Origin of the sequence: Micromonospora sp. LOL_013, assembly GCF_048060315.1 — a bacterium.
Lineage (GTDB): Bacteria > Actinomycetota > Actinomycetes > Mycobacteriales > Micromonosporaceae > Micromonospora_E.
Map to the genome: position 1 here is coordinate 16775 of NZ_JBHMIQ010000014.1, position 19310 is coordinate 36084.

19 protein-coding genes are annotated in these 19310 nt (G+C 71.7%); 13 read left to right on the forward strand and 6 right to left on the reverse strand.

The window, feature by feature from the left end; translation table 11 throughout:
• Positions 1–2163: a putative bifunctional diguanylate cyclase/phosphodiesterase gene (locus ACFHWS_RS11285; RefSeq protein WP_416552947.1), complete on the forward strand. Its 2163-nt coding sequence runs from the start codon at positions 1–3 to the stop codon at positions 2161–2163.
• Here the strand turns inward: ACFHWS_RS11285 and ACFHWS_RS11290 are convergent.
• Positions 2114–2632, reverse strand: a complete 519-nt coding sequence (locus ACFHWS_RS11290; RefSeq protein ID WP_416552945.1) for a DUF309 domain-containing protein — start codon at positions 2630–2632, stop codon at positions 2114–2116. The genes ACFHWS_RS11285 and ACFHWS_RS11290 overlap by 50 nt on opposite strands.
• A 49-nt stretch (positions 2633–2681) precedes the next feature.
• The gene (locus ACFHWS_RS11295) at positions 2682–3650 is read right to left on the reverse strand and encodes a hypothetical protein (protein WP_416552943.1); all 969 of its coding nucleotides are present in this window, start codon (positions 3648–3650) and stop codon (positions 2682–2684) included.
• A gap of 139 nt (positions 3651–3789) precedes the next feature.
• Between ACFHWS_RS11295 and ACFHWS_RS11300 the strand changes: the two genes are divergently transcribed.
• A complete protein-coding gene (locus tag ACFHWS_RS11300) occupies positions 3790–3972 on the forward strand; it encodes a hypothetical protein (RefSeq protein ID WP_416552941.1) in 183 nt (60 codons plus the stop codon).
• Positions 3973–4225: 253 nt separating this feature from the next.
• Entirely contained in the window at positions 4226–7924 is a 3699-nt protein-coding gene (locus ACFHWS_RS11305; protein WP_416568138.1) for a SpoIIE family protein phosphatase, read from the forward strand.
• On the opposite strand, the gene ACFHWS_RS11310 is transcribed toward ACFHWS_RS11305, so the two are convergent.
• Positions 7881–8267 carry an STAS domain-containing protein gene (locus tag ACFHWS_RS11310; protein ID WP_416552937.1) on the reverse strand — a complete coding sequence of 129 codons (387 nt, stop codon included), beginning with the start codon at positions 8265–8267 and terminating at the stop codon, positions 7881–7883. The two genes, ACFHWS_RS11305 and ACFHWS_RS11310, sit on opposite strands and share 44 nt — an antisense overlap.
• A 128-nt stretch (positions 8268–8395) precedes the next feature.
• Here ACFHWS_RS11310 and map point away from each other — a divergent pair, with 128 nt between their 5' ends.
• Positions 8396–9256: a type I methionyl aminopeptidase gene (map, locus tag ACFHWS_RS11315; protein WP_278167949.1), complete on the forward strand. Its 861-nt coding sequence runs from the start codon at positions 8396–8398 to the stop codon at positions 9254–9256.
• Here the strand turns inward: map and ACFHWS_RS11320 are convergent.
• From ACFHWS_RS11320 to ACFHWS_RS11330, 3 genes are all read right to left on the reverse strand, one after another.
• Positions 9243–9770, reverse strand: a complete 528-nt coding sequence (locus tag ACFHWS_RS11320; protein WP_416552935.1) for a PadR family transcriptional regulator — start codon at positions 9768–9770, stop codon at positions 9243–9245. The two genes, map and ACFHWS_RS11320, sit on opposite strands and share 14 nt — an antisense overlap.
• Positions 9771–9868: 98 nt before the next feature.
• Positions 9869–10282, reverse strand: a complete 414-nt coding sequence (locus tag ACFHWS_RS11325; protein WP_416552933.1) for a ferritin-like domain-containing protein — start codon at positions 10280–10282, stop codon at positions 9869–9871.
• A 33-nt stretch (positions 10283–10315) separates the two neighbouring features.
• Positions 10316–10927: a hypothetical protein gene (locus tag ACFHWS_RS11330; protein ID WP_416552931.1), complete on the reverse strand. Its 612-nt coding sequence runs from the start codon at positions 10925–10927 to the stop codon at positions 10316–10318.
• A gap of 290 nt (positions 10928–11217) precedes the next feature.
• On the opposite strand from ACFHWS_RS11330, the gene rimP reads away from it, so the two are divergent.
• The 9 genes from rimP (at position 11218) to ACFHWS_RS11375 (ending at position 19110) form a co-directional block, all read left to right on the forward strand.
• The gene (rimP, locus tag ACFHWS_RS11335; protein ID WP_416552929.1) at positions 11218–11865 is read left to right on the forward strand and encodes a ribosome maturation factor RimP; all 648 of its coding nucleotides are present in this window, start codon (positions 11218–11220) and stop codon (positions 11863–11865) included.
• Positions 11862–12899 (forward strand): transcription termination factor NusA, encoded by a 1038-nt coding sequence (nusA, locus tag ACFHWS_RS11340; RefSeq protein ID WP_416552927.1) that lies wholly within the window; start codon positions 11862–11864, stop codon positions 12897–12899. The genes rimP and nusA overlap by 4 nt, the downstream gene beginning before the upstream one ends.
• 42 nt (positions 12900–12941) lie before the next feature.
• On the forward strand, positions 12942–13241 hold the full coding sequence (locus ACFHWS_RS11345; RefSeq protein WP_278174420.1) for a YlxR family protein: 300 nt from the start codon (positions 12942–12944) through the stop codon (positions 13239–13241).
• 93 nt (positions 13242–13334) lie between these two features.
• Positions 13335–16280 (forward strand): translation initiation factor IF-2, encoded by a 2946-nt coding sequence (gene infB / locus ACFHWS_RS11350; RefSeq protein WP_416568139.1) that lies wholly within the window; start codon positions 13335–13337, stop codon positions 16278–16280.
• Positions 16281–16408: 128 nt separating this feature from the next.
• Positions 16409–16702 (forward strand): DUF503 domain-containing protein, encoded by a 294-nt coding sequence (locus ACFHWS_RS11355; RefSeq protein WP_416552921.1) that lies wholly within the window; start codon positions 16409–16411, stop codon positions 16700–16702.
• Between the two features lie 100 nt (positions 16703–16802).
• Positions 16803–17336 carry a 30S ribosome-binding factor RbfA gene (rbfA, locus tag ACFHWS_RS11360; protein ID WP_416568140.1) on the forward strand — a complete coding sequence of 178 codons (534 nt, stop codon included), beginning with the start codon at positions 16803–16805 and terminating at the stop codon, positions 17334–17336.
• Positions 17333–18367: a DHH family phosphoesterase gene (locus ACFHWS_RS11365; RefSeq protein WP_416568141.1), complete on the forward strand. Its 1035-nt coding sequence runs from the start codon at positions 17333–17335 to the stop codon at positions 18365–18367. Before rbfA ends, ACFHWS_RS11365 begins: the two co-directional genes overlap by 4 nt.
• A gap of 120 nt (positions 18368–18487) precedes the next feature.
• Positions 18488–18895: a hypothetical protein gene (locus tag ACFHWS_RS11370; protein WP_416552915.1), complete on the forward strand. Its 408-nt coding sequence runs from the start codon at positions 18488–18490 to the stop codon at positions 18893–18895.
• Positions 18892–19110, forward strand: coding sequence for a DUF6186 family protein (locus ACFHWS_RS11375; protein WP_416552913.1), 219 nt, complete (start codon positions 18892–18894; stop codon positions 19108–19110). Before ACFHWS_RS11370 ends, ACFHWS_RS11375 begins: the two co-directional genes overlap by 4 nt.
• Positions 19111–19310 lie beyond the last annotated feature (200 nt).

Here is a 19310-nt window from a genome sequence, read left to right on the forward strand (position 1 = left end):
ATGGCGACGTCCGAGACGGGCGATGGCGGTGCCGATCCCGAGGGTGTGCGCCGCTTCGCCCGGAACTGGGCGGCGGCCGCCGCCGGGCTCGGCTATCTGCCGCTGAGCTTTGCCGAGAGCGCCGACATCCTGCACGGGCACACGCTGCGGCTGGCCGCGGCGGTGCTGGCCGGGACGTTCGACGGCCAGGCCGGCCGGGATGTCGGGCGCTGGCTGGTGGAGGGCCACCTGACCGAACCCGCCGTGCTGGGCTGGACCATCCAGGCCCTCGGCGAGGACTTTCTGCCGCTGGTGCTGCCGCAGCTGGCGACGTCGGCACCGGCCCGGGAACGGACCACCCACCTGCAGGGCGCGCTCGCCGAGGGGTACGCTCGGGCGCTGCGCAACCGGACCTTCGCGCAGCAGTCCATCATCCGGCAGGCGGCCTGGTCCGCCCGGGACGCTGCCGAGCAGGCGCTGCGGGACAGCGAGGTCCGGTTCCGGGCGGTATTCACCGGCGCGGCGATCGGCATCGGGCTGGCCGACCTCGACGGGCGGATCATCGATGTCAACCAGGCGTTCGCCGACATGCTCGGCTACACCATCGCGGAACTGCGGGAAATCAACGTCGGGCAGCTGTTCCACCCAGACGACGCGCCCGGCATGTACCAGTTCTACCTTGACCTCATCGAGGGCAAGCACGACCGCGCCCGGGTGGAGAAGCGCTACTACCGCAAGGACGGCGCACCGATCTGGACGGACCTCGCGGTGTCGCTGATCCGGCACGACGACGGCCGACCCCGGTTCACCGTCGCGATGGTCGAGGACATCACCGACCGGTACGAGCTGCAGGAGCGGCTGCGTTTCCAGGCCGAGCACGACCCGCTGACCAGGCTGCCGAACCGGGTGCTCTTCTTCGACCGGCTCGCTGAGGCGATGGCCGACCCGGGCGGGCAGGTCGGCGTGTGCTTCCTGGATCTCGACGGGTTCAAGTCGATCAACGACGGGCTCGGTCACGACGTCGGCGACCAGTTGCTCGCCGTGGTGGCGCGGCGGCTCGCCGACAGCGCTGCCGACTGCGGGCACCTGGTCGCCCGGATGGGCGGCGACGAGTTCGTGATCCTGGTGACCCGCTGCACCGGCACGTCGCAACTGGTCGACGTCGCCCAGGCCGCGCTGGCCGCGCTGGCCGCTCCGATCCAGGTCGACGGGCACCAGTTGACCGTGTCGGCGAGCATCGGGGTCGTCGCCTCGCCCACGGCCGGCACGACCCCCACCGAGGTGATGAAGGCCGCGGACACCACCCTGTACTGGGCCAAGGCCGACGGGCGAGGCCGGTGGGCGGTCTTCGACCCGGTACGGGGTGCGCGCGACGTGACCCGTTCGGCGCTCGCCGCCGCGTTGCCGGCCGCGCTGGACAGCGGCGAGTTCGTCGTCGAATACCAGCCGATCACCCGGCTGTCCGACCGGACGGTCTCCGCCGTCGAGGCGCTGATCCGCTGGCAGCATCCGATTCTAGGTCGGCTCGGGCCGGACCGGTTCGTCGCTCTCGCCGAGGAGACCGGGCTGATCGTCCGGCTCGGCCGGTGGGTGCTGGAACAGGCGTGCCGGCAGGCCAGCCGGTGGCGGGCCGAGCACCCACAGGCGCCGATCGTGGTCAGCGTCAACATCTCTGCCCGCCAGGTCAGCGACCCGCAGCTCGTCGGGGAGGTGGCCGGGGTGCTCACCCGGACCGGTCTGCCACCGGAGCTGCTGCAGCTGGAGCTGACCGAGAGTGCGGTGATGGCCACCGGTGGTGAGCCACTGCCGGCGCTGCGCCGGCTGGCCACGCTCGGTGTCCGGTTGGCCATCGACGACTTCGGCACCGGCTACTCCAACCTCGCCTACCTGCGGCGGATGCCGATCCACGTGCTCAAACTCGCCGGTCCCTTCGTGGAAGGGATGCGGGTCGCCGGTCCGGAGGGCGACCGCGACGAGCGGATCGTCGACGCGCTGGTCCGGCTGGCCCACGCGCTCAACCTGACAGTCACCGCCGAGGCGGTGGAGACCGGTGAACAGGCGGACCGGCTGGTGGCACTCGGCTGCGACCAGGCCCAGGGCTGGCATTTCGGCCGTCCGGTGCCAGCCGGGGAGATCACTGAGCGGCTGTCGCGTGGCCCGGATCGGCCCGTAGCCGGACAGTGAGGTCGACAGCCGCGTCGTGGGCGAGCCGGTCGGCCGTGTCCCGGCCGAACCGCACCAGATCCGGCACGGGTACGCCGTACGGCCGCTGCCCGGCGTACGGCGCGATCCGGTCTGCGGCCCTGGCCAGCAGCCGCGCCGCGCCGGCCAGGTTGCCCCGCCGCGCGTGGGTGAGCCCGACCGCCAACTGCGCCAGCCCGCGCCAGAACTCACGCTCCACCGGCGGTGCCGCCTTCCAGGCCGACTCCAGCACCTCGTGGGCGTGGAACGGCCGGCCAGCGTCGAGCAGCCGCTGCGCCTCGTCGAGCGCGTCGTGCGGCGTGAGTGCCAGGTCGTCGGGCATGGTCGGTACGCCCGACGCGCCCGGCGGCAACGGCCGACCCAGCTCGTCGCGCGGCCGGGAGTTGCGTGGCCGACCCGCTGGGTCACGGTCCCGCTCTGGACGGTGGTCACCTGGCGACAGACGAGCCATCGGTTAACAGTAGTGCGGGCGACCGGGCCGGCAGGTCAGCGGGTGCCGGTCAGCGGGTGTCGGCGACGGGCAGGTCGCCGAATCTGGCGCCGCCTTCGCGTACCAGGTCCGCTGGCAGCCGGCCACCCCAGCGCGGATCGAGGACGACGGCGAGGGCCTCCTGGTTGGTCAACGCCGTCGGTAGCGGAGTGCTCCGGGCCGGGCCACTGCGGCATCGGGCCAGATCCAGCCGGATCAGGGTGCCGTCGGTTCGGTGGTACCGCACCGAGCGGCCACCGAGGCAAGTGTCGGAGACATCATCGAAGATCACCGTGCCGCCGTCGGCCAGTGGGTAGCAGATCCGGCCGGCGGCGCAGCTCGCCGCCAGCGCGTCGTCCGGCAACTGGTCGGCCGACACCGAGAACCGGATCAGCAGGGGGCCGTCTCCCCGGTCCAACTGGAGCTGCACGGCCACGCCAGCCGACCCGGCCGGGTTGCCCTTGGCGTACCCGCTGATTCGGCCGGCCGGCAGCAGCCGGGTGAGCAGTTCCAGCGCACCCTCTGCGGTGACCGGTGTGGTGTCGCCGATGGCGGCCGGCGGGATGTCGAGGCCCCACACGGCGACCGGACAGTTGGCCACCTCGGTGGGCGCGGCCGGCAGCGCGGTGACCGTGGCCGTGCCGCCGTTGACGTCACATCCGGACCGGACCGTCGGCTCGCCGGTGGCCGGCGGCACAGGTGCGATGCTCGTCGCCTCGGCCAATTTCGCGTCGGGGGTGACCGATCCGGCCGGTGCCGCCGGCTGACCGACGCCCGGCGCACCGACGTCGGGCGGTCCACCGCCCGGCACCGGCAGCCCGACCCCCACCACCGTCGGGGCCAGCAGTACGGCACCCGTCGCCAGGGCGGCGGCGGTACCGACGCTGGCCGCCCGTCGGTTGCGGCGGCGTCGCCGCCCCAGGCGCACCGACTCGGCGACGAGATCCCCGATCGGTGGGGCCGGCCGCGCGGCCAGCTCCTGTTCCAGCAGTCGCCTCATCTCACCTGCCACGGTGACCGCCCTCTCCGGTTCCGCTGGCTATGTCCGCCGGGCGTCGGTTCGGCGCCCGTACCCGGCATGACGTCCCGGCCAGGCGGTCCGGTGACAGACCGCGCCGGACCGCCTCCAGACATCGGCGGTGCGCACCACGGTGATGTTCTGCGCCTTCGACGGTCCGCCCCTGGTCGTCCGGTTGCACGGCGTCGGCACGGTGGTGCCCGTCGGACCGGCGCTTCGCCGCGCTGGCCGGTGCCTCGGTGACGCGCTTGGTCAACACGGGGTGCGAGCGGTAATCGTCGTCGACGTGCAGCGGGGTCAGTGACTCCTGCGGTACGGCGGACCGCCGAGGACCTCGCCGAGTACCGGGCGACCCGCAACGCGGCCAGCATCGACGATTTGTCCGCCCTCTCCCCACCGCCCAGTCGACCACACGTTACGTTCGTGCGGCGCCGGGGTAGGAGGCGACCCACGCCGCACGACCGGGCCCGCCCCGGCCGGCGGACGTTGCGGGACTCCGCAAATGGACGCGGTGGCGGCGGCCGGGTGACGGGTTCGATGAGCGAGGGTGGCCAGCGATGACAGAGGGTGAGCGGCCGGTCGGCTCCCCGACGGTGCCGGCTCCGCGACCGGCCGTCCCCGCCTTGCTCGCCGCCGCCCTCGACCGGGCCGGCGAGACCAACCGGCTGATCCGGGAGCGTGACTGGAGCCGCAGTCCACTCGGCGCGCTGGACAGTTGGCCGGCCAGTCTGTGCCAGGCGGTTGGCATGATGCTCTCGTCGCAGGCCCAGATCGTGCTCTACTGGGGGCCGCAGCTGCGTGCCTTCTACAACGACGCCTACCTGCCCACCATCGGCGCGAAGCATCCGGCCGCCCTGGGTGAACCCGCCGCCGAGCACTGGTCGGAGCTGTGGGATGTGCTGGAGCCGCTGTTCGCCGGGGTGATCGAGAGCGGGGCTGCCTACCGTGGCACCGACCATCCGTTCCTGCTCGAACGGCACGGCTTCCTCGAGCAGACCTACTTCGACGTCTCCTACGACCCGCTGTGGATCGAGGACGGCAGCGTAGGGGGTATCTTCTGCATCGTCAGCGAGACCACCGGACGGGTGCTCGGCGAGCGTCGGATTCGTACCTTGGCCGGGCTGGGCAGCCGGTTGTCCGACCTGCAGAGCCAGACCGACCTGCGCCGTGGCGTGCTGGAGGTGCTCGACACCTGCCGCGGCGACATCCCGTTCGCCCTGCTCTACCTCGGATCGGACGCGGACTCCGCACGGCTCGCCGGCTGCACCGGCGTCGCGGCGCAGACCGTCACCGCGCCGACGCAGCCGAGCCCGGTCGACGCCCCGGCCGCGCTGCTGGACGCCTTGCACAGCGGTACCGCGCAGACCGCCCGGGCGGCGGACTTCGTCGCCGTACCACCGGACACGGCGGCGCCGGAGGTGCTCGTCCTGCCGATCAGCGCGGCGACCGAACCGGTCGGTGCCCTCGTCCTCGGCCGCAGCCGGCACCTGCCGTTCACCAGTGACTACCGCGACTTCATGGATCTGCTCACCACCCAGATCTCCAGTGCGGTGACCAGCCAGCGGGCCTATCTGCACGAGCGGGCCCGGGCCGCCGAACTCGCCGTGATCGACCAGGCCAAGACCGACTTCTTCGCCAACGTCAGTCACGAGTTCCGGACCCCGCTGACGTTGCTGCTCGGCCCGATCGAGGACCAACTCGCCGACGTGGACCTGCCGGTGCCACATCGCGAGCGGGCCGAGATGATGCACCGCAATGCCCTGCGCCTGCTCAAGCTGGTCAACACCGTGCTGGACTTCTCCCGGCTGGAATCCGGTCGGGCGCGGGCGGCGCTGCAGCCGGTCGACCTGGCCGACTTGACGAACCGGTTGGCCAGCACGTTCCGGTCGGCTGCCCAGCGGGCCGGGCTGGACCTGGTCGTGCATTGCCCACCGCTGCCCGGGACCGTGCAGGTGGACCCGGATCTGTGGGAGAAAATCGTCCTGAACCTGCTGTCCAACGCGGTGAAGTTCACCTTCGACGGCACCATCACCGTGCGGTTGCGGGCGCTCGACACGTCGGTCGAACTCACCGTCGCCGACACCGGGGTCGGTGTTCCCGCCGCTGACCTGCCGCACCTGTTCGAACGGTTTCACCGGGTGGCCGGCACCCGGGCCCGCAGCCACGAAGGCACCGGGATCGGGTTGGCGCTGGTCCGTGAACTCGTCCAACTGCACGGCGGGACCGTCGCGGTCCGCAGCGAACCCGGTCAGGGCAGTGTCTTCACCGTCGAGATCCCGGTCGGCACCGGGCCGAACCCGCCGGCCGGCCAGGACCCTGAACACCCGGCCGGGCGCGACGAGGCCGGCGACACCAGACAGTTGTACCTGGCCGAGACGCAGCGGTGGAGCGTCGGGCCGGCGCGGGAGGTGATCGAGCAGCCACGGGTCGACCAGCCCGTCGGGCGGATCCTGGTGGCCGACGACAACGCCGACCTGCGGGACCACGTGATCCGGTTGCTGGCGCCGCACTGGCAGGTGGTCGCCGCGGCCGACGGTGCCGCAGCGCTGGCCCTCGCCACCCGTACCCCCTTCGATTTGATCCTGACCGACGTGATGATGCCGGAACTGGACGGTTTCGGCTTGGTCACGGCGTTGCGTGCGGACCGGCGGACCCGGCATGTGCCGATCGTCGTGCTCTCCGCCCGGGCCGGTCCCGAGGCCGCCGTGCAGGGCCTGTCCGCCGGTGCCGACGACTACCTGGTCAAGCCGTTCGCGGCGCAGGAACTCGTCGCCAGGGTGCGGGCCAACGTCGAACTGGGTCAGCTGCGCGGCCGGATCATTTACCAGCTGCGGGCGCTCGCCGACGCAGCCGTCGCGGTCAACACCGCGCAGACCACCAGCGAGGTGCTGCGGGTCGCGGTCGAGCACATCCAGCAGCTGGTCCGGGCTTCGAAGGTGGTCGCCACTGCCCCGGGTGCCCGCTACGAGGCGGACGGTGGCGGCCAGCCCTCCGCCGACCCGGCGACGGTCACCCCGTTCATCGGTGCCGGCGGGGAACGGCTGGGCGAGCTGTCGGTCTGGCCCTTCGCCGGCGCCGACCCGGACCCCGACGAGGCGGCGCTGGCGGAATTCGCCCGGATGGTCGGGCTGCGGCTGGGCAACGCCCGGCTGTACGAGGCGGAACACCGCATCGCCAGCACCCTGCAGCACAGCCTGCTGCCCCAGACGCTGCCCCGGGTGCCCGGCGCGCTGATCGCCAGCCGCTACCTGCCCGGCAACGCCGAGGCAGAGGTCAGCGGCGACTGGTACGACGTGGTGGAGGTCGGCGGTGGCCGGCTGGTTCTGGTGATCGGCGACGTGGTCGGCAAGGGTGTGAACGCGGCGGCCACCATGGGCCAGCTACGCAACGCGCTGCGGGCGTACCTTCTGGAGGGGTTCTCGCCAGGTGACGCCCTCACCCGGCTGAACCGGCTGGTCACGACGATGGGCCGGCGTTCCCTCGCTACCGTGGTCTGCCTGTGGTTCGAACCGTCGAGCGGTGTGCTGCGCTACGCCAGCGCCGGCCATCCGCCACCGGTGGTGGCCGCCGGGGCAACGGTAGGGCTGCTGCACGACCGGGCGCTCGGCCCACCGATCGGGGCGATCCGGGGCAGCCGCTACGACACGTCGACCGACCGGCTCGACGTCGGCAGCCGACTGATCTGCTACACGGACGGGCTGATCGAGGACCGCACCGTGGGCATCGACGGCGGTCTGGACCAGGTCCGGGCCGACGCCAGAGCCGGCGGTGACCACGTCGAGGAGCTCGCCGACCGGCTGCTGCGCCGGGTGGCCCGCCGGCCCCGCCGTGACGACGTCGCGGTGCTGGTGCTGGAGGCGACCGACCTGGACCGCCTCAGGATGCGGCTGCCGGCGCAGGCGCGGGCACTGGCGCTGCTGCGTCGACGGCTGGCGGACTTCTTTGCCGCGCACCGGATCGACGACACCGACCAGTTCGATCTGACCGTGGCGATCTCCGAGGCGGCAGCCAACGCGATCGAGCACCCGGTCACCCCCGCGCAGCCGGACATTTGGCTAGAGGTCGGTATCGACGGGGACGACCTGGTCGCAAGCGTGCGGGACAGCGGCGGTTGGCGGGAGACCTCCGACACCGGGTTCCGCGGTCGGGGACTGGCGTTGATCGCCGCCCTGGCCGAACTGCGGATCGACCGGGACGGGCAGGGCAGCGAGGTCACGTTGCGCCGTCGACTGGCTCCCCGACCGGATCCGGACTGACCACCCGGGCCTGGCTGCCGTCCCGGATCGCCTCGGCGGCCAGCCACGGCTGCCCGCCGAGGCCGGAGATGTCCAGGACCCGGCGGACCTGCCGGGACGGCAGCACCGTCAGCGCCTGCGGGTAACGGTCGGTGAGCTGGAGCAGCGCGTGGATGGCCGCCGAATCGAAGAACGAGACCGTACGCAGATCGAGGGTCACCTTGCCGGCGTCCTGGTGGATCGCGGCGTGGTACATGTGCTCGGCGGTGGCCATGTCCACCTCGCCGCTGACCGTGACGGTCAGGTGGTCACCGTCCAGGTCACTGGTGGCGGAGAAGAGCTGCTCCGGACCCTGCTGATCCACGAAAGTAAAGATGGCACAACTGTGCGGCTCCAGCAAGATTCGGTGGTAAACGGTCGGTCGCTCAGCGTGTCCGCGGCGGCTCGGTCGCCGGCCGGTCGGGTCGACACCGACGGCGCTAGGCTGGACGCATGACCTCCGTCCGCGCTCCGCTGACCCCTGGAAAGATCTCCCCGTGGCGGCCGGTGCCGGCGCACATCACCCGGCCGGAGTACGTCGGTCGCAAGCAGCCCGCGCCCTGGCGCGGCTCGCACGTCCAGTCCCCGGACACCATCGAGCGGATGCGGGTGGCGGGTCGGCTCGCCGCCCGGGCCGTGCAGCTCGCCGGTGAGCACTGCAAACCGGGGGTCACCACCGACGAGATCGACGCGGTGGTGCACGACTTCCTCTGTGACAACGGTGCCTACCCGTCGACCCTGGGCTACAAGGGGTTCCCCAAATCCTGCTGCACCAGCCTCAACGAGGTTGTCTGCCACGGCATCCCCGACTCCACGGTGCTGGCCGACGGCGACATCGTCAACGTCGACGTGACCGCCTACATCGGCGGAGTGCACGGCGACACCGATGCGACCTTCTGCGTCGGGGAGGTCTCACAGGAGGCCCAGCTGCTGGTCGAGCGGACCCACGAGGCGATGATGCGGGGCATCCGGGCGGTGGCCCCGGGGCGGCAGATCAACGTGATCGGCCGGGTGATCGAGTCCTACGCCCGGCGGTTCGGCTACGGCGTGGTACGCGACTTCACCGGCCACGGCATCGGCGAGGCGTTCCACAGCGGGCTGTACGTTCCGCACTACGACAGTCCACGACCCACGGACGTGATGGAACCGGGGATGACGTTCACCGTCGAGCCGATGATCACGCTCGGCACGCACGAGTACGACATGTGGCGGGACGGCTGGACGGTGGTCACCAAGGACCGCCGGTGGACCGCCCAGTTCGAGCACACGATCGTGGTCACCGAGGACGGCTTCGAGATCCTTACCCTGCCCTGACCGGACCGGGGCCCAGCAGACTGGTCTCACAGTGGTCGAGCCAGCGGATTTCCGCCTCCGCCCGGAACAGCATCGCGTCGAGCACCAGCCGGCCGACGCGGTCGACGTCGGCCGACCTCGCTCTGGAACGGTTCAGCTCCCGTACCGCGTCCAGGGTTGCCGCCCGTTGCGCCGCGACCACCCCGCGGACGTCCGCCCCTGGCGTGCTCAGCGCAAGGGCAATCTTCACCGTCAGTTCGTCGCGGCCTTGGCCGACGCGGCCGACCGGGCTGCTGAACCAGGTGGTCAGCGCGTCCCGGCCGGCGGCGGTAATGGCGAACGGTCGCTGCCCGGCCGCGTTGCCCGCCAGCGCACGCACCAGCCCGTCGCGTCGCAGCCTGGCGAGCGTGGTGTACACCTGTCCGATGTTGAGCGACCACGCCCCACCGGTGGCCTCCTCGAAGGCCGCCCGGAGCTGGTACCCGTGCATCGGGCCCCGGTCGAGCAGCGCGAGCAGTCCGTGGCGGATCGACATGCCAGCTGAGTATGCATACCGGGTAGATGGGCGGCAACCGGGATCATGAATCGCGGTTCCGGTCACGCTTGCGCCGGGATGGACTGGCCAGGTCGCGCTCAGCCGGGCCGGCCCGGCCAGGTCGGCACAGCCGGTGTGGCGCCGGCCGCCTGTCGCCAGCGGGTCGCGCGGACCGCGTACTCGATCAGGGCGGTGAGCGCCGCCTCGCGGTCCGCGCCCGAGGTGACCGGCAGTACCGCCCGCCAGACAGCTGCGGCCCGCTCCTCCACCTCGGCGGCCAGCCGCAGGGCGCTGGTCGCGTCGGTGACCGGGAACGGCAGTTGATAGGCCGGTTCGACCGGCGGCGCGGCGGCACCGACCCGCAGGATCAGCTGGTCGCGCCGGTCCCGGTGGGCGGCCTCGGCGTCGTGTGCCCGGGCAGCGGCGTCGCCGGCGAGATGGACCCCGAGCACGCCGTAGGCGAAGATCGCCGCGTACTCGGCGGTGAGTGCCTGCTCCCATCCGTCAGCCACGGTCGGCGCTCCTTCTGATCCGGTGGTCCACGTTTATCGGAGCACCTCGAGGTGGCAAGCGCGGGCCGCGGCGATCGAGCCCAGTAGCGCGGCCCGGTCGGCGGCGGCGGTGTGGCACGCCGCGACGGCCTCGGCTGCGGCGGCCTCCTCTGCGGACCGCAACGCGGTGAGCGCGGCGGCCCGGTCGACTGGCGAGGCCGAGGTGCCAGCTCCCGGTGTGGCCGTGCCCGGCGGTACGGCGGAGCCCGGGGCGCTGGGCTGGCCGCCCGGGCCGGCGGCGGGCGTCGTCGGGGTCGGTAGGGCGATCCCGGTCAGCCGGCTGAGCTCCTCGGCGTGCGTCCGGTGGGTGGCGACGACCGGGGCCAGCAGCGGGCCGAGCTCGGCTGGCGCGGTCATCGCGGCGTCGTACCGCGCCACCAGGTCCAGCGTGGCGGCGAGCAGTCCGGCCAGTGGATCCGGTTCCGGCTCGGGCTCCGGCTCACCGCCGAGCAGGCCGCACCCGGCCAGCCCGGCCGGGACGGCGACGGCGACCGCGGCACCGACGGCACCCCGGATCACTCCGCGTCGGCTGCAGGGGCCGGCCGCAGCGGTGGCCGGGTGCGCGGTCCTGCCGATCGCCCGCCGGCCTGGTTGGTTCGCGAACACCGGACCAGTCAACACCATCGGCGCCGCAGCCGGTCCGCGCCTCCCGGGGATCGGCCCGCGCGAGCCTATCCGGAAAGTTCTGCAGTAGCGACTCAGTGTGGTCGTCGCTGTCCTGGTGGCTACCCGTGCCGGCTTGCGGTCGGGTGTCCGGTTTCCCTCGGTGCGCCGGGGGGCCGATCGCCTCGGCCGCGCGTTACGCTCTGCCCAGTCGCGTCGGAGTAACATCCGACGGCGCTCCTGGTGTCGCCTCGAGCGGCCAACGAAGAAGATAACGGTGGAAGGGTGCGGAGATGACACAGCGTGACCGTGCCGGTGGCAGGTCACCCGGTTCCCGCGCCCGCCGGGCCGCCACCCCCCGGCCCCGTCCGGACGGCGCCCAACGGCCCCAGGTCGCAGCTGCGGCCCGGCGCGACCGGTTGCGGGCGATCGTCGAGCCGGTGGTCCGGGCGGCCGGCTTCGACCTGGAGGACGTCTCGGTCTCCCGGGTGGGTCGTCGACACCAGGTCCGGGTGATCGTCGACGCCGACGGCGGTGTCGGGCTCGACTCGATGGCCGAGGTGTCCCGTGCGGTCTCGGCGGCCCTGGACGAGGCCGAGTCGGTGGCCGGTGCGGAGCTGATCGCCGGCGAGTACCAGCTCGAGGTCAGCTCGCCCGGCGTGGACCGGCCGCTGCGGTTGCCCCGGCACTGGCGCCGCAACACCGGCCGGCTGGTGCGGGTGACCGCGGCCCAGCGCCAGGTGACCGGCCGGATCGTTACCGCCGACGACGAATCGGTGCAGTTGGACGTCGACGGTGGCGTCCAACGGTGGCCCTACGACGACCTCGGCCCCGGGCGGGTCCAGGTGGAGTTCAACCGCCTCGACGAGGTCGTCGACGATGACCCGGCGGATGTCGACGACCCGTCCGACGACGACGAAGTGGAGGACGAGGAGAGGTGAACATCGACCTCGCGGCGCTGCGCGCACTGGAGCGCGAGCGGGAGATCCCGTTCGACACGATTCTCGCGGCGATCGAGGCCGCGTTGCTGACCGCGTACCGGCACACCGAGGGTGCGCAGACCCATGCCCGGGTCGAGATCGACCGGCGCAGCGGGATGGCGCTGGTCTACGCCCAGGATCTCGACGCCGAGGGCGCGGTGCTGCGCGAGTGGGACGACACACCGCATGGTTTCGGGCGGATTGCCGCGATGACCGCCAAACAGGTGATTCTGCAGCGGTTGCGGGAAGCGACCGACGAAGTTCACTTCGGGGAGTACGCCGGGCGCGACGGTGACCTCGTCACCGGAGTGATCCAGGCCCATGAGGCCCGTACCGAGAAGGGAATCGTCACCGTCGACCTGGGCAAGCTGGAAGCGGTGCTGCCGGCCGCAGAGCAGGTGCCGGGCGAGACCTACCCGCACGGCCAGCGGATCCGGTGCGTGGTGGTGCACGTTGCCAAGGGGTTCCGAGGGCCGCAGATCACCCTTTCCCGGTCCCACCCCAATCTGGTCAAGCGGCTGTTCGCGCTGGAGGTCCCAGAGATTGCCGACGGCACCGTGGAGATCGCGGCGATCGCCCGTGAAGCGGGCCACCGGACCAAGATCGCGGTACGGTCGACCGCTTCCGGGGTCAACGCCAAGGGCGCCTGCATCGGTCCGATGGGCCAGCGGGTGCGGGCGGTGATGAGCGAACTGCACGGCGAGAAGATCGACATCATCGACTGGTCCGACGACCCGGCCGCTTTCGTGGGCAACGCGCTGTCGCCGGCGAAGGCGTTGCGGGTCGAGGTGGTCGACGCGGCCACCCGTACCGCCCGGGTGACGGTGCCGGACTTCCAGCTCTCGCTGGCCATCGGCAGGGAAGGGCAGAATGCCCGGCTTGCTGCCCGACTGACCGGCTGGCGGATCGACATCCGGCCGGACACCGAGGCCGGTTCCGCCGGTCGGGATCCGGCCCCGGAACCGGGCGGCGCGGTCTCTGGCGCGTCGGGGTAGACTTTTCTCGTGGTACGACGTGCGTTGCCGGTGCGCACCTGTGTGGGCTGCCGACGACGTGCACCGGTTCACGAGCTGCTACGGGTCGTCGTAGTTGGAGGCGAGGACGTGTCGCGCCTGCGACCTGATCCGATCCGTGGTCTGCCGGGGCGGGGTGCGCACCTGCATCCCGATCCGGCATGTCTGGAGCTGGCGCAGCGGCGTCGCGCCTTCGGGCGGGCGCTGCGAGTGTCCGGTGTCGTCGACACCGGCGAGCTGGCCGAGTACATCAGCACGTCAACCGCTACGTCCGGTCATCCGGCCGGACGAGGGTCGCACAGCAAGGTAGGACGACCGACATGAGCACACGATGAAGTCCCAGCAATGAGCAGGCTTCTAGTGCACGAGTGAGGTCGCTGCGGGTGCTGCCCGCACGACCTCGGAGTGAGGAGTGCAGTGGCAGGCAAGGCCCGCGTACACGAGCTCGCCAAAGAGCTCGGGGTCGAAAGCAAGACCGTTCTCGCCAAGCTCAAGGAGATGGGCGAGTTCGTGAAATCCGCGTCGAGCACGGTGGAAGCACCCGTCGCCCGGCGCCTCCGTGGTGCGTTCGCGGCGGCGTCCCAGTCGTCGTCACCGACGGCACCGGCCCGACCGGCCGCGTCGCCGACGAACAGCACCGAGCCGAGAGTCTCCGCCAAGCCGGCGCCACCGCGCCGGCCGGCGGCGCCCTCGTCGATGCGCCCCAAGGGCCCGGTGCCCGGTCCGCCGCCGTCGGCGGCCCCGGTGGCCAAGCCAGCGAGTGCGCACGACATCGAGGTGGCCGCCGCCGAAGCGCGGGCGGCAGCGCTCAAGGCCGAGCAGGAGGCCAACGTCAAGGCCGCCCAGCAGGCGGCGAAGCAGCGGGACACCGGCCGGCGGGAGCCCCCGGCGGACGGCGGTCCCCGACCCAAGCCTGGGCCGGGGTCGGTGCCGCCGCGTCCGGGTAGCCCGGCAGCCGGTCGCTCGGCCGGTGGACGGCCGGCGACGCCCGGTGCGCCGTCGCCTGGGGCACCCGGTCGGCCGGGTGCCCGCCCGCCGGCGCGGGGCGGCAACAATCCGTTCGGCATCAGCCAGGGTGGCGGGCAACGACCCGCCGCCGGTGGCGGGCAGCGGCCCAACCCGGCGTCGATGCCACCGCGGCCGAGTCCGGCGTCGATGCCACCGCGGCCGAGCCCGGCCTCGATGCCGTCGCAACGCCCGGGTCGCCCGGGTGGTCCCGGCGGCGCCGGTCGCCCCGGTGGTCCCGGTGGCGGCGGTCGCGGCGGCGGTGGCGGCGGTTACCGTGGCGGCCCTGGCGGCGGCGGTGGCGGCGGTTACCGTGGCGGCGGCGGTGGCGGCGGTTACCGCGGCGGTCCCGGTGGCGGCGGCTTCCGTGGTGGTGCCCCTGCCGGTGGCGGCGGTCGGCCCGGTGGTGGCGGCCGTGGTCGTGGCGGCGGCACCGCGGGTGCCTTCGGCCGGCCGGGTGGGCGCCCGACCAGGGGCCGCAAGTCCAAGAAGCAGCGCAGACAGGAATTCGACAACCTCTCCGCGCCGACGATGAGCTCCGGCGCGCCGCGTGGCCAGGGCCAGGCGGTACGGCTGTCGCGTGGGGCGTCGCTGTCGGACTTCGCTGACAAGATCAACGCCAATCCGGGGTCGCTGGTCCAGGAGATGTTCAACCTGGGTGAGATGGTCACCGCCACCCAGTCCTGCTCGGACGAGACGTTGCAGTTGCTGGGTGAGCACCTCGGGTTCAACGTACAGATCGTCAGCCCCGAGGATGAGGACCGCGAACTGCTCGCGCAGTTCAACATCGACCTCGACGCCGAGGTGGACTCCGACCGGCTGGTCACTCGCCCGCCGGTGGTGACCGTGATGGGCCACGTCGACCACGGTAAGACCAAGCTGCTCGACGCGATCCGGCAGACCAACCTGGTCGAGGGCGAGGCCGGCGGCATCACCCAGCACATTGGTGCCTACCAGGTGCACGTGCCGCACGACGGGGTGGACCGCGCGTTGACCTTCATCGACACCCCGGGTCACGAGGCGTTCACCGCCATGCGTGCCCGTGGTGCGCAGGTCACCGACATCGTGGTGCTGGTGGTCGCGGCCGACGACGGAGTGATGCCGCAAACCATCGAGGCGCTGAATCACGCCAAGGCGGCCGACGTGCCGATCGTGGTCGCGGTCAACAAGATCGACAAGCCGGAGGCCAACCCGGACAAGGTTCGCCAGCAGTTGACCGAGTACGGTCTGGTCGCCGAGGAGTACGGCGGCGAGACCATGTTCGTCAACGTGGCGGCCAAGCCTGGCACCGGCATCGATCAGCTGCTGGAGGCGGTGCTGCTGACCGCCGACGCGGCGCTCGAGCTCACCGCTCCGGTCGACGGCCCGGCGCAGGGCATCGCGATCGAGGCGCACCTGGACAAGGGCCGGGGCGCGGTGGCGACCGTACTGGTGCAGAAGGGCACTCTGCGTACCGGCGACTCGATCGTGGCGGGCGGCGCGCACGGCCGGGTCCGGGCCATGCTCGACGAGAACGGCAAGCAGCTCGCCGAGGCGGGCCCGGCCCGACCGGTGCTGGTGCTCGGCCTCACCGCAGTGCCCAGCGCCGGCGACACCTTCCTCGCCGCGCAGGACGATCGGACGGTGCGGCAGATCGCCGAGCAGCGGCAGGCCCGACGGCGGGCGGCGAGCTTTGCCAACTCGCGCGGCCGGGCCACTCTGGAGACGCTCATGGAGCAGATCAAGGAGGGTGAGAAGACCTCGCTCAACCTGATCCTCAAGGGCGATGTCTCCGGCTCGGTCGAGGCGTTGGAGGACGCGCTGTTCAAGCTCGACATCCCGGACGAGGTCCAGCTGCGGATCCTGGACCGGGGTGTGGGTGCGATCACCGAGAGCAACGTGATGCTCGCGAGCGCGTCCGCCGAAGCGGCAACGATCATCGGCTTCAACGTCCGGGCCTCCAACAAGGTCCGGGAAATCGCCGACCGCGAAGGCGTGGAGATCCGGTACTACACCGTCATCTACCAGGCCATCGAGGAGATCGATGCGGCGCTCAAGGGCCTGCTCAAGCCGGAGTTCGAGGAGGTCGAGCTGGGCAGCGCGGAGATCCGCGACGTGTTCCGTTCGTCCAAGATCGGCAACATCGCCGGCTGTATGGTCCGGTCGGGCATCATCCGACGCAACGCCAAGGCCCGGTTGCTGCGCGACGGCGCGGTGGTGGCGGACAACGTCACCATCAGCTCGCTCAAGCGCTTCAAGGACGACGCGACTGAGGTCCGGGAGGGCTTCGAATGCGGTCTGACCCTGGGGAACTACAACAACATCCAGGTGGGCGACATCATCGAGACCTTCGAGATGCGGGAGAAGGCCCGTACCTGATCCGCGTAGCGTAAGGCTCGCAGCACGCCGACAGGCGGCCCACGACCGGTGTACCTCACCGGCTCGGGGCCGCCTGTCGGCGTCCAGTGCCGGCCTGGGCCGCCCGGCACGGCGTATCCTTCGGAACGATGTTCACCGGAACCGCGACCTTCGACATGCTCCTGCCGGGCGACTCCCAGTCGCTGAAGGCGAAACGCTCCTACGTGCGCCCGCTCGTCGCCGCGCTGCGCCGCTTCGAGGTCTCCGCCGCCGAGGTCGGCGCGCTCGACCGGCATGGTCGGGCGGAGATCGCGGTGGCCGTGGTAGCGGCCGACGCGGCGCACGTACGTGAAGTGCTGGACAACTGCGAACGGACGGTGGCCGGTCGGCCTGAGATCGAGCTGCTCTCCGTCCGGCGTCGGCTCTACGGTGCCGACGACTGATCTACGACACCGACCGGTCCGGCATGCGGGCGCACCGACCGGTCCGGCGTACGGCGCACAGGTAGGGTCGACACGTTGACCGGACACCGCGGAGGTAGAGATGACGGACCCGGCGCGGGTGCGCAGGCACGCGGAGCGCGTGCGCGAGCTGGTGGCTTCGGTGGTGCGTACCCAGATCAAGGACCCCAGACTCGGCATGATCACCATCACCGACGCGCGGATCACCGCTGATCTGCGCGACGCAACGGTCTTCTACACGGTCCTCGGTGACGCCGCCGCCCAGGCCGGCACCAAGGCAGCGTTGGACAGCGCGAACGGGCTGCTGCGCAGCACGGTCGGCAAGGCGCTCGGGCTGCGCCACTCACCGACGCTCACCTTCGTCCTCGACGACGTGCAGGAGCACGCCAAGCGCATCGACGATCTACTCGCCGCTGCCCGCAGCGCCGACGCCGAGGTGCAGCGGCTGGCAGCGAACGCGGAGTACGCCGGTGACGCCCAGCCGTACCGGGCCGAGTCGGACGACGACGAGGACGCAGCGGACGACGAGAACCCGGTGGAGGGGGCCCCGAAGGGCGCGGCGACCGCCGAGGCAGCCGGGTCCGGCCAGCCCCATTCGGACGGGCGACCTCGATGATCAGCGTTCCGTCCCCGGTCGGCCCGGCCGCCGGCCAGGCGGCCGGGCCGACCGGGGACGAGTGGGCGGCCGCGGTCGCCGCAGTCCGTGCGGTCCCGCCCGGCGGGAGGGTCCTGCTGCTGTGCCACGTCAATCCCGACGGTGACGCGCTCGGCAGCATGCTCGGCTTCGGGCTGGGCCTGACCCGGCTCGGCGGCTGCGCGGTGCAGGCCACGTTTCCCGGCGATCAGGAGCTGCCGCCGTCCCTGCGCGGAATGCCTGGCTCCCACCTGCTGGTCCAGCCGGACAAGGCGTGGGCCGATCCGGACCTGGCGCTCTGCTTCGACGTCGCGAGCGCGTCCCGGCTGGACACCCTCGCCGATCGGATGACGGCCCGGACGGCGATCGTGGTCGACCATCATGCCTCCAACACCCGGTTCGGCGGTATCCATCTCGTGGACCCGACCGCGGCGGCCACCTCGGTGGTGGTCGACCAGTTGCTCGGCCAGCTCGGCGTACCGCTGGACCGGGAAATCGCCGAGTGTCTCTACATCGCGCTGATCACCGACACCGGTTCGTTCCGGTTCGACATGACCACCCCGGCGGTGCACCAGTTCGCCGCCCGGTTGCTGGCCACCGGCGTCAGCCCGGCCGAGGTCTCCCGGCGGGTCTTCGACAGCCGACCCTTCGGGGCGGTCCAGCTCTTCGGTGCGGTGCTGCAACGTAGCGTCCTGGAGCTGGCGGCAGCCGGCGGCCAGGGTCTTGTCTGGACCCATGCGACCCTGGCCGATCTGCAACGTTACGACCAGCCGCCGTACGTGTTTGAGGCGTTGATCGATTCGGTCCGGTGCACGGTCGAGGCGGACGTGAGCTGCGTGCTCAAGCAGGTGAGCGAGACCGGCTGGGCGGTCTCGATGCGCAGCAAGGGCGGAGTCGACGTGAGTGCGGTGGCGGTGGCGCTCGGCGGTGGTGGGCATCGGCTCGCCGCCGGCTTCACCGGCGTCGGCAGCGCCGACGAGGTCATCGCCGCCATCCGCGCCCAGCTTGGCTGAGTGACCTCGACGCTGACCCGGGCGCGGGCCGATGTCCACGGGTGCCGGATCTCGCCAACCGAGCCTCGACCGCCCGCATAGACACTTCACTCGTCGTCACCGACCAGGGACAATCGAGTGATGGAGCAGTCGTCTGAGCTCACTGCGGAGGTGCCGCGGGCCTGGGACCGACCGGTCGTCTCGATCCCGGTCATTGCCGTGCTGTCGCTGGTGGGCGGGCAGTTGCCGTCGTTCTCGACGGCGGCGAACCTGTACGCCATCGGCACCGGCGGGGCGCTGATCTGGTTCGGTCTGTCGCACCGGGCGCCACGGCGGCCGACCCCGCGTCGACTCGGTGACGGTGCGGTGTGGTGGATCGTGCCGGTCGCGATTTTCACCGTCGTTGAGGGTGCCACGTTCGCGATGGGCTCGACCGACGACTTCCCGACCTTTTCCAAGCTGGCCGATCCGGTGCTGGACGGTCAGGTGGCCCGGTCGGCGGCGTACTTCGGCTGGCTGGCCGCGTTCTGGGTGCTGGTGCGGCGATGAGCGCCGTTCGGGCGTCGGTGATCGGCGGTTTCGTCGTCGCGCTGGCGCTGTTCGGGGTGCTGGAGCTGCTCGCCCGGCGGCCGGGCTCGCGGATTCCGACGTTCGGTGACGTCTGCGCGTACGTGATGCAGTACGAGGTGGGCAGGGTGCCGGTTGGTCGGATCGGGGTCTTTGGTTTCTGGTGGTGGGTCGGGTGGCACTTCTTCGCGCGGTGATCGACGTGGCCAAATATGATCCTCTCGCATTCTGGGAACAGTGCGCAGGATGTGGACCTGAACGATAACTTGGGTGTGGTGCGGGCCACACCTGCCCGCCGCTCGTCTGCCTGGTCACGGCCCCGGTGATCCCGGAAGTGTCGTCGTCGGCATCCGGTGTCAACCTGTGGGAAGGTCGTGGCGTCATGCCCAGCAAGCCC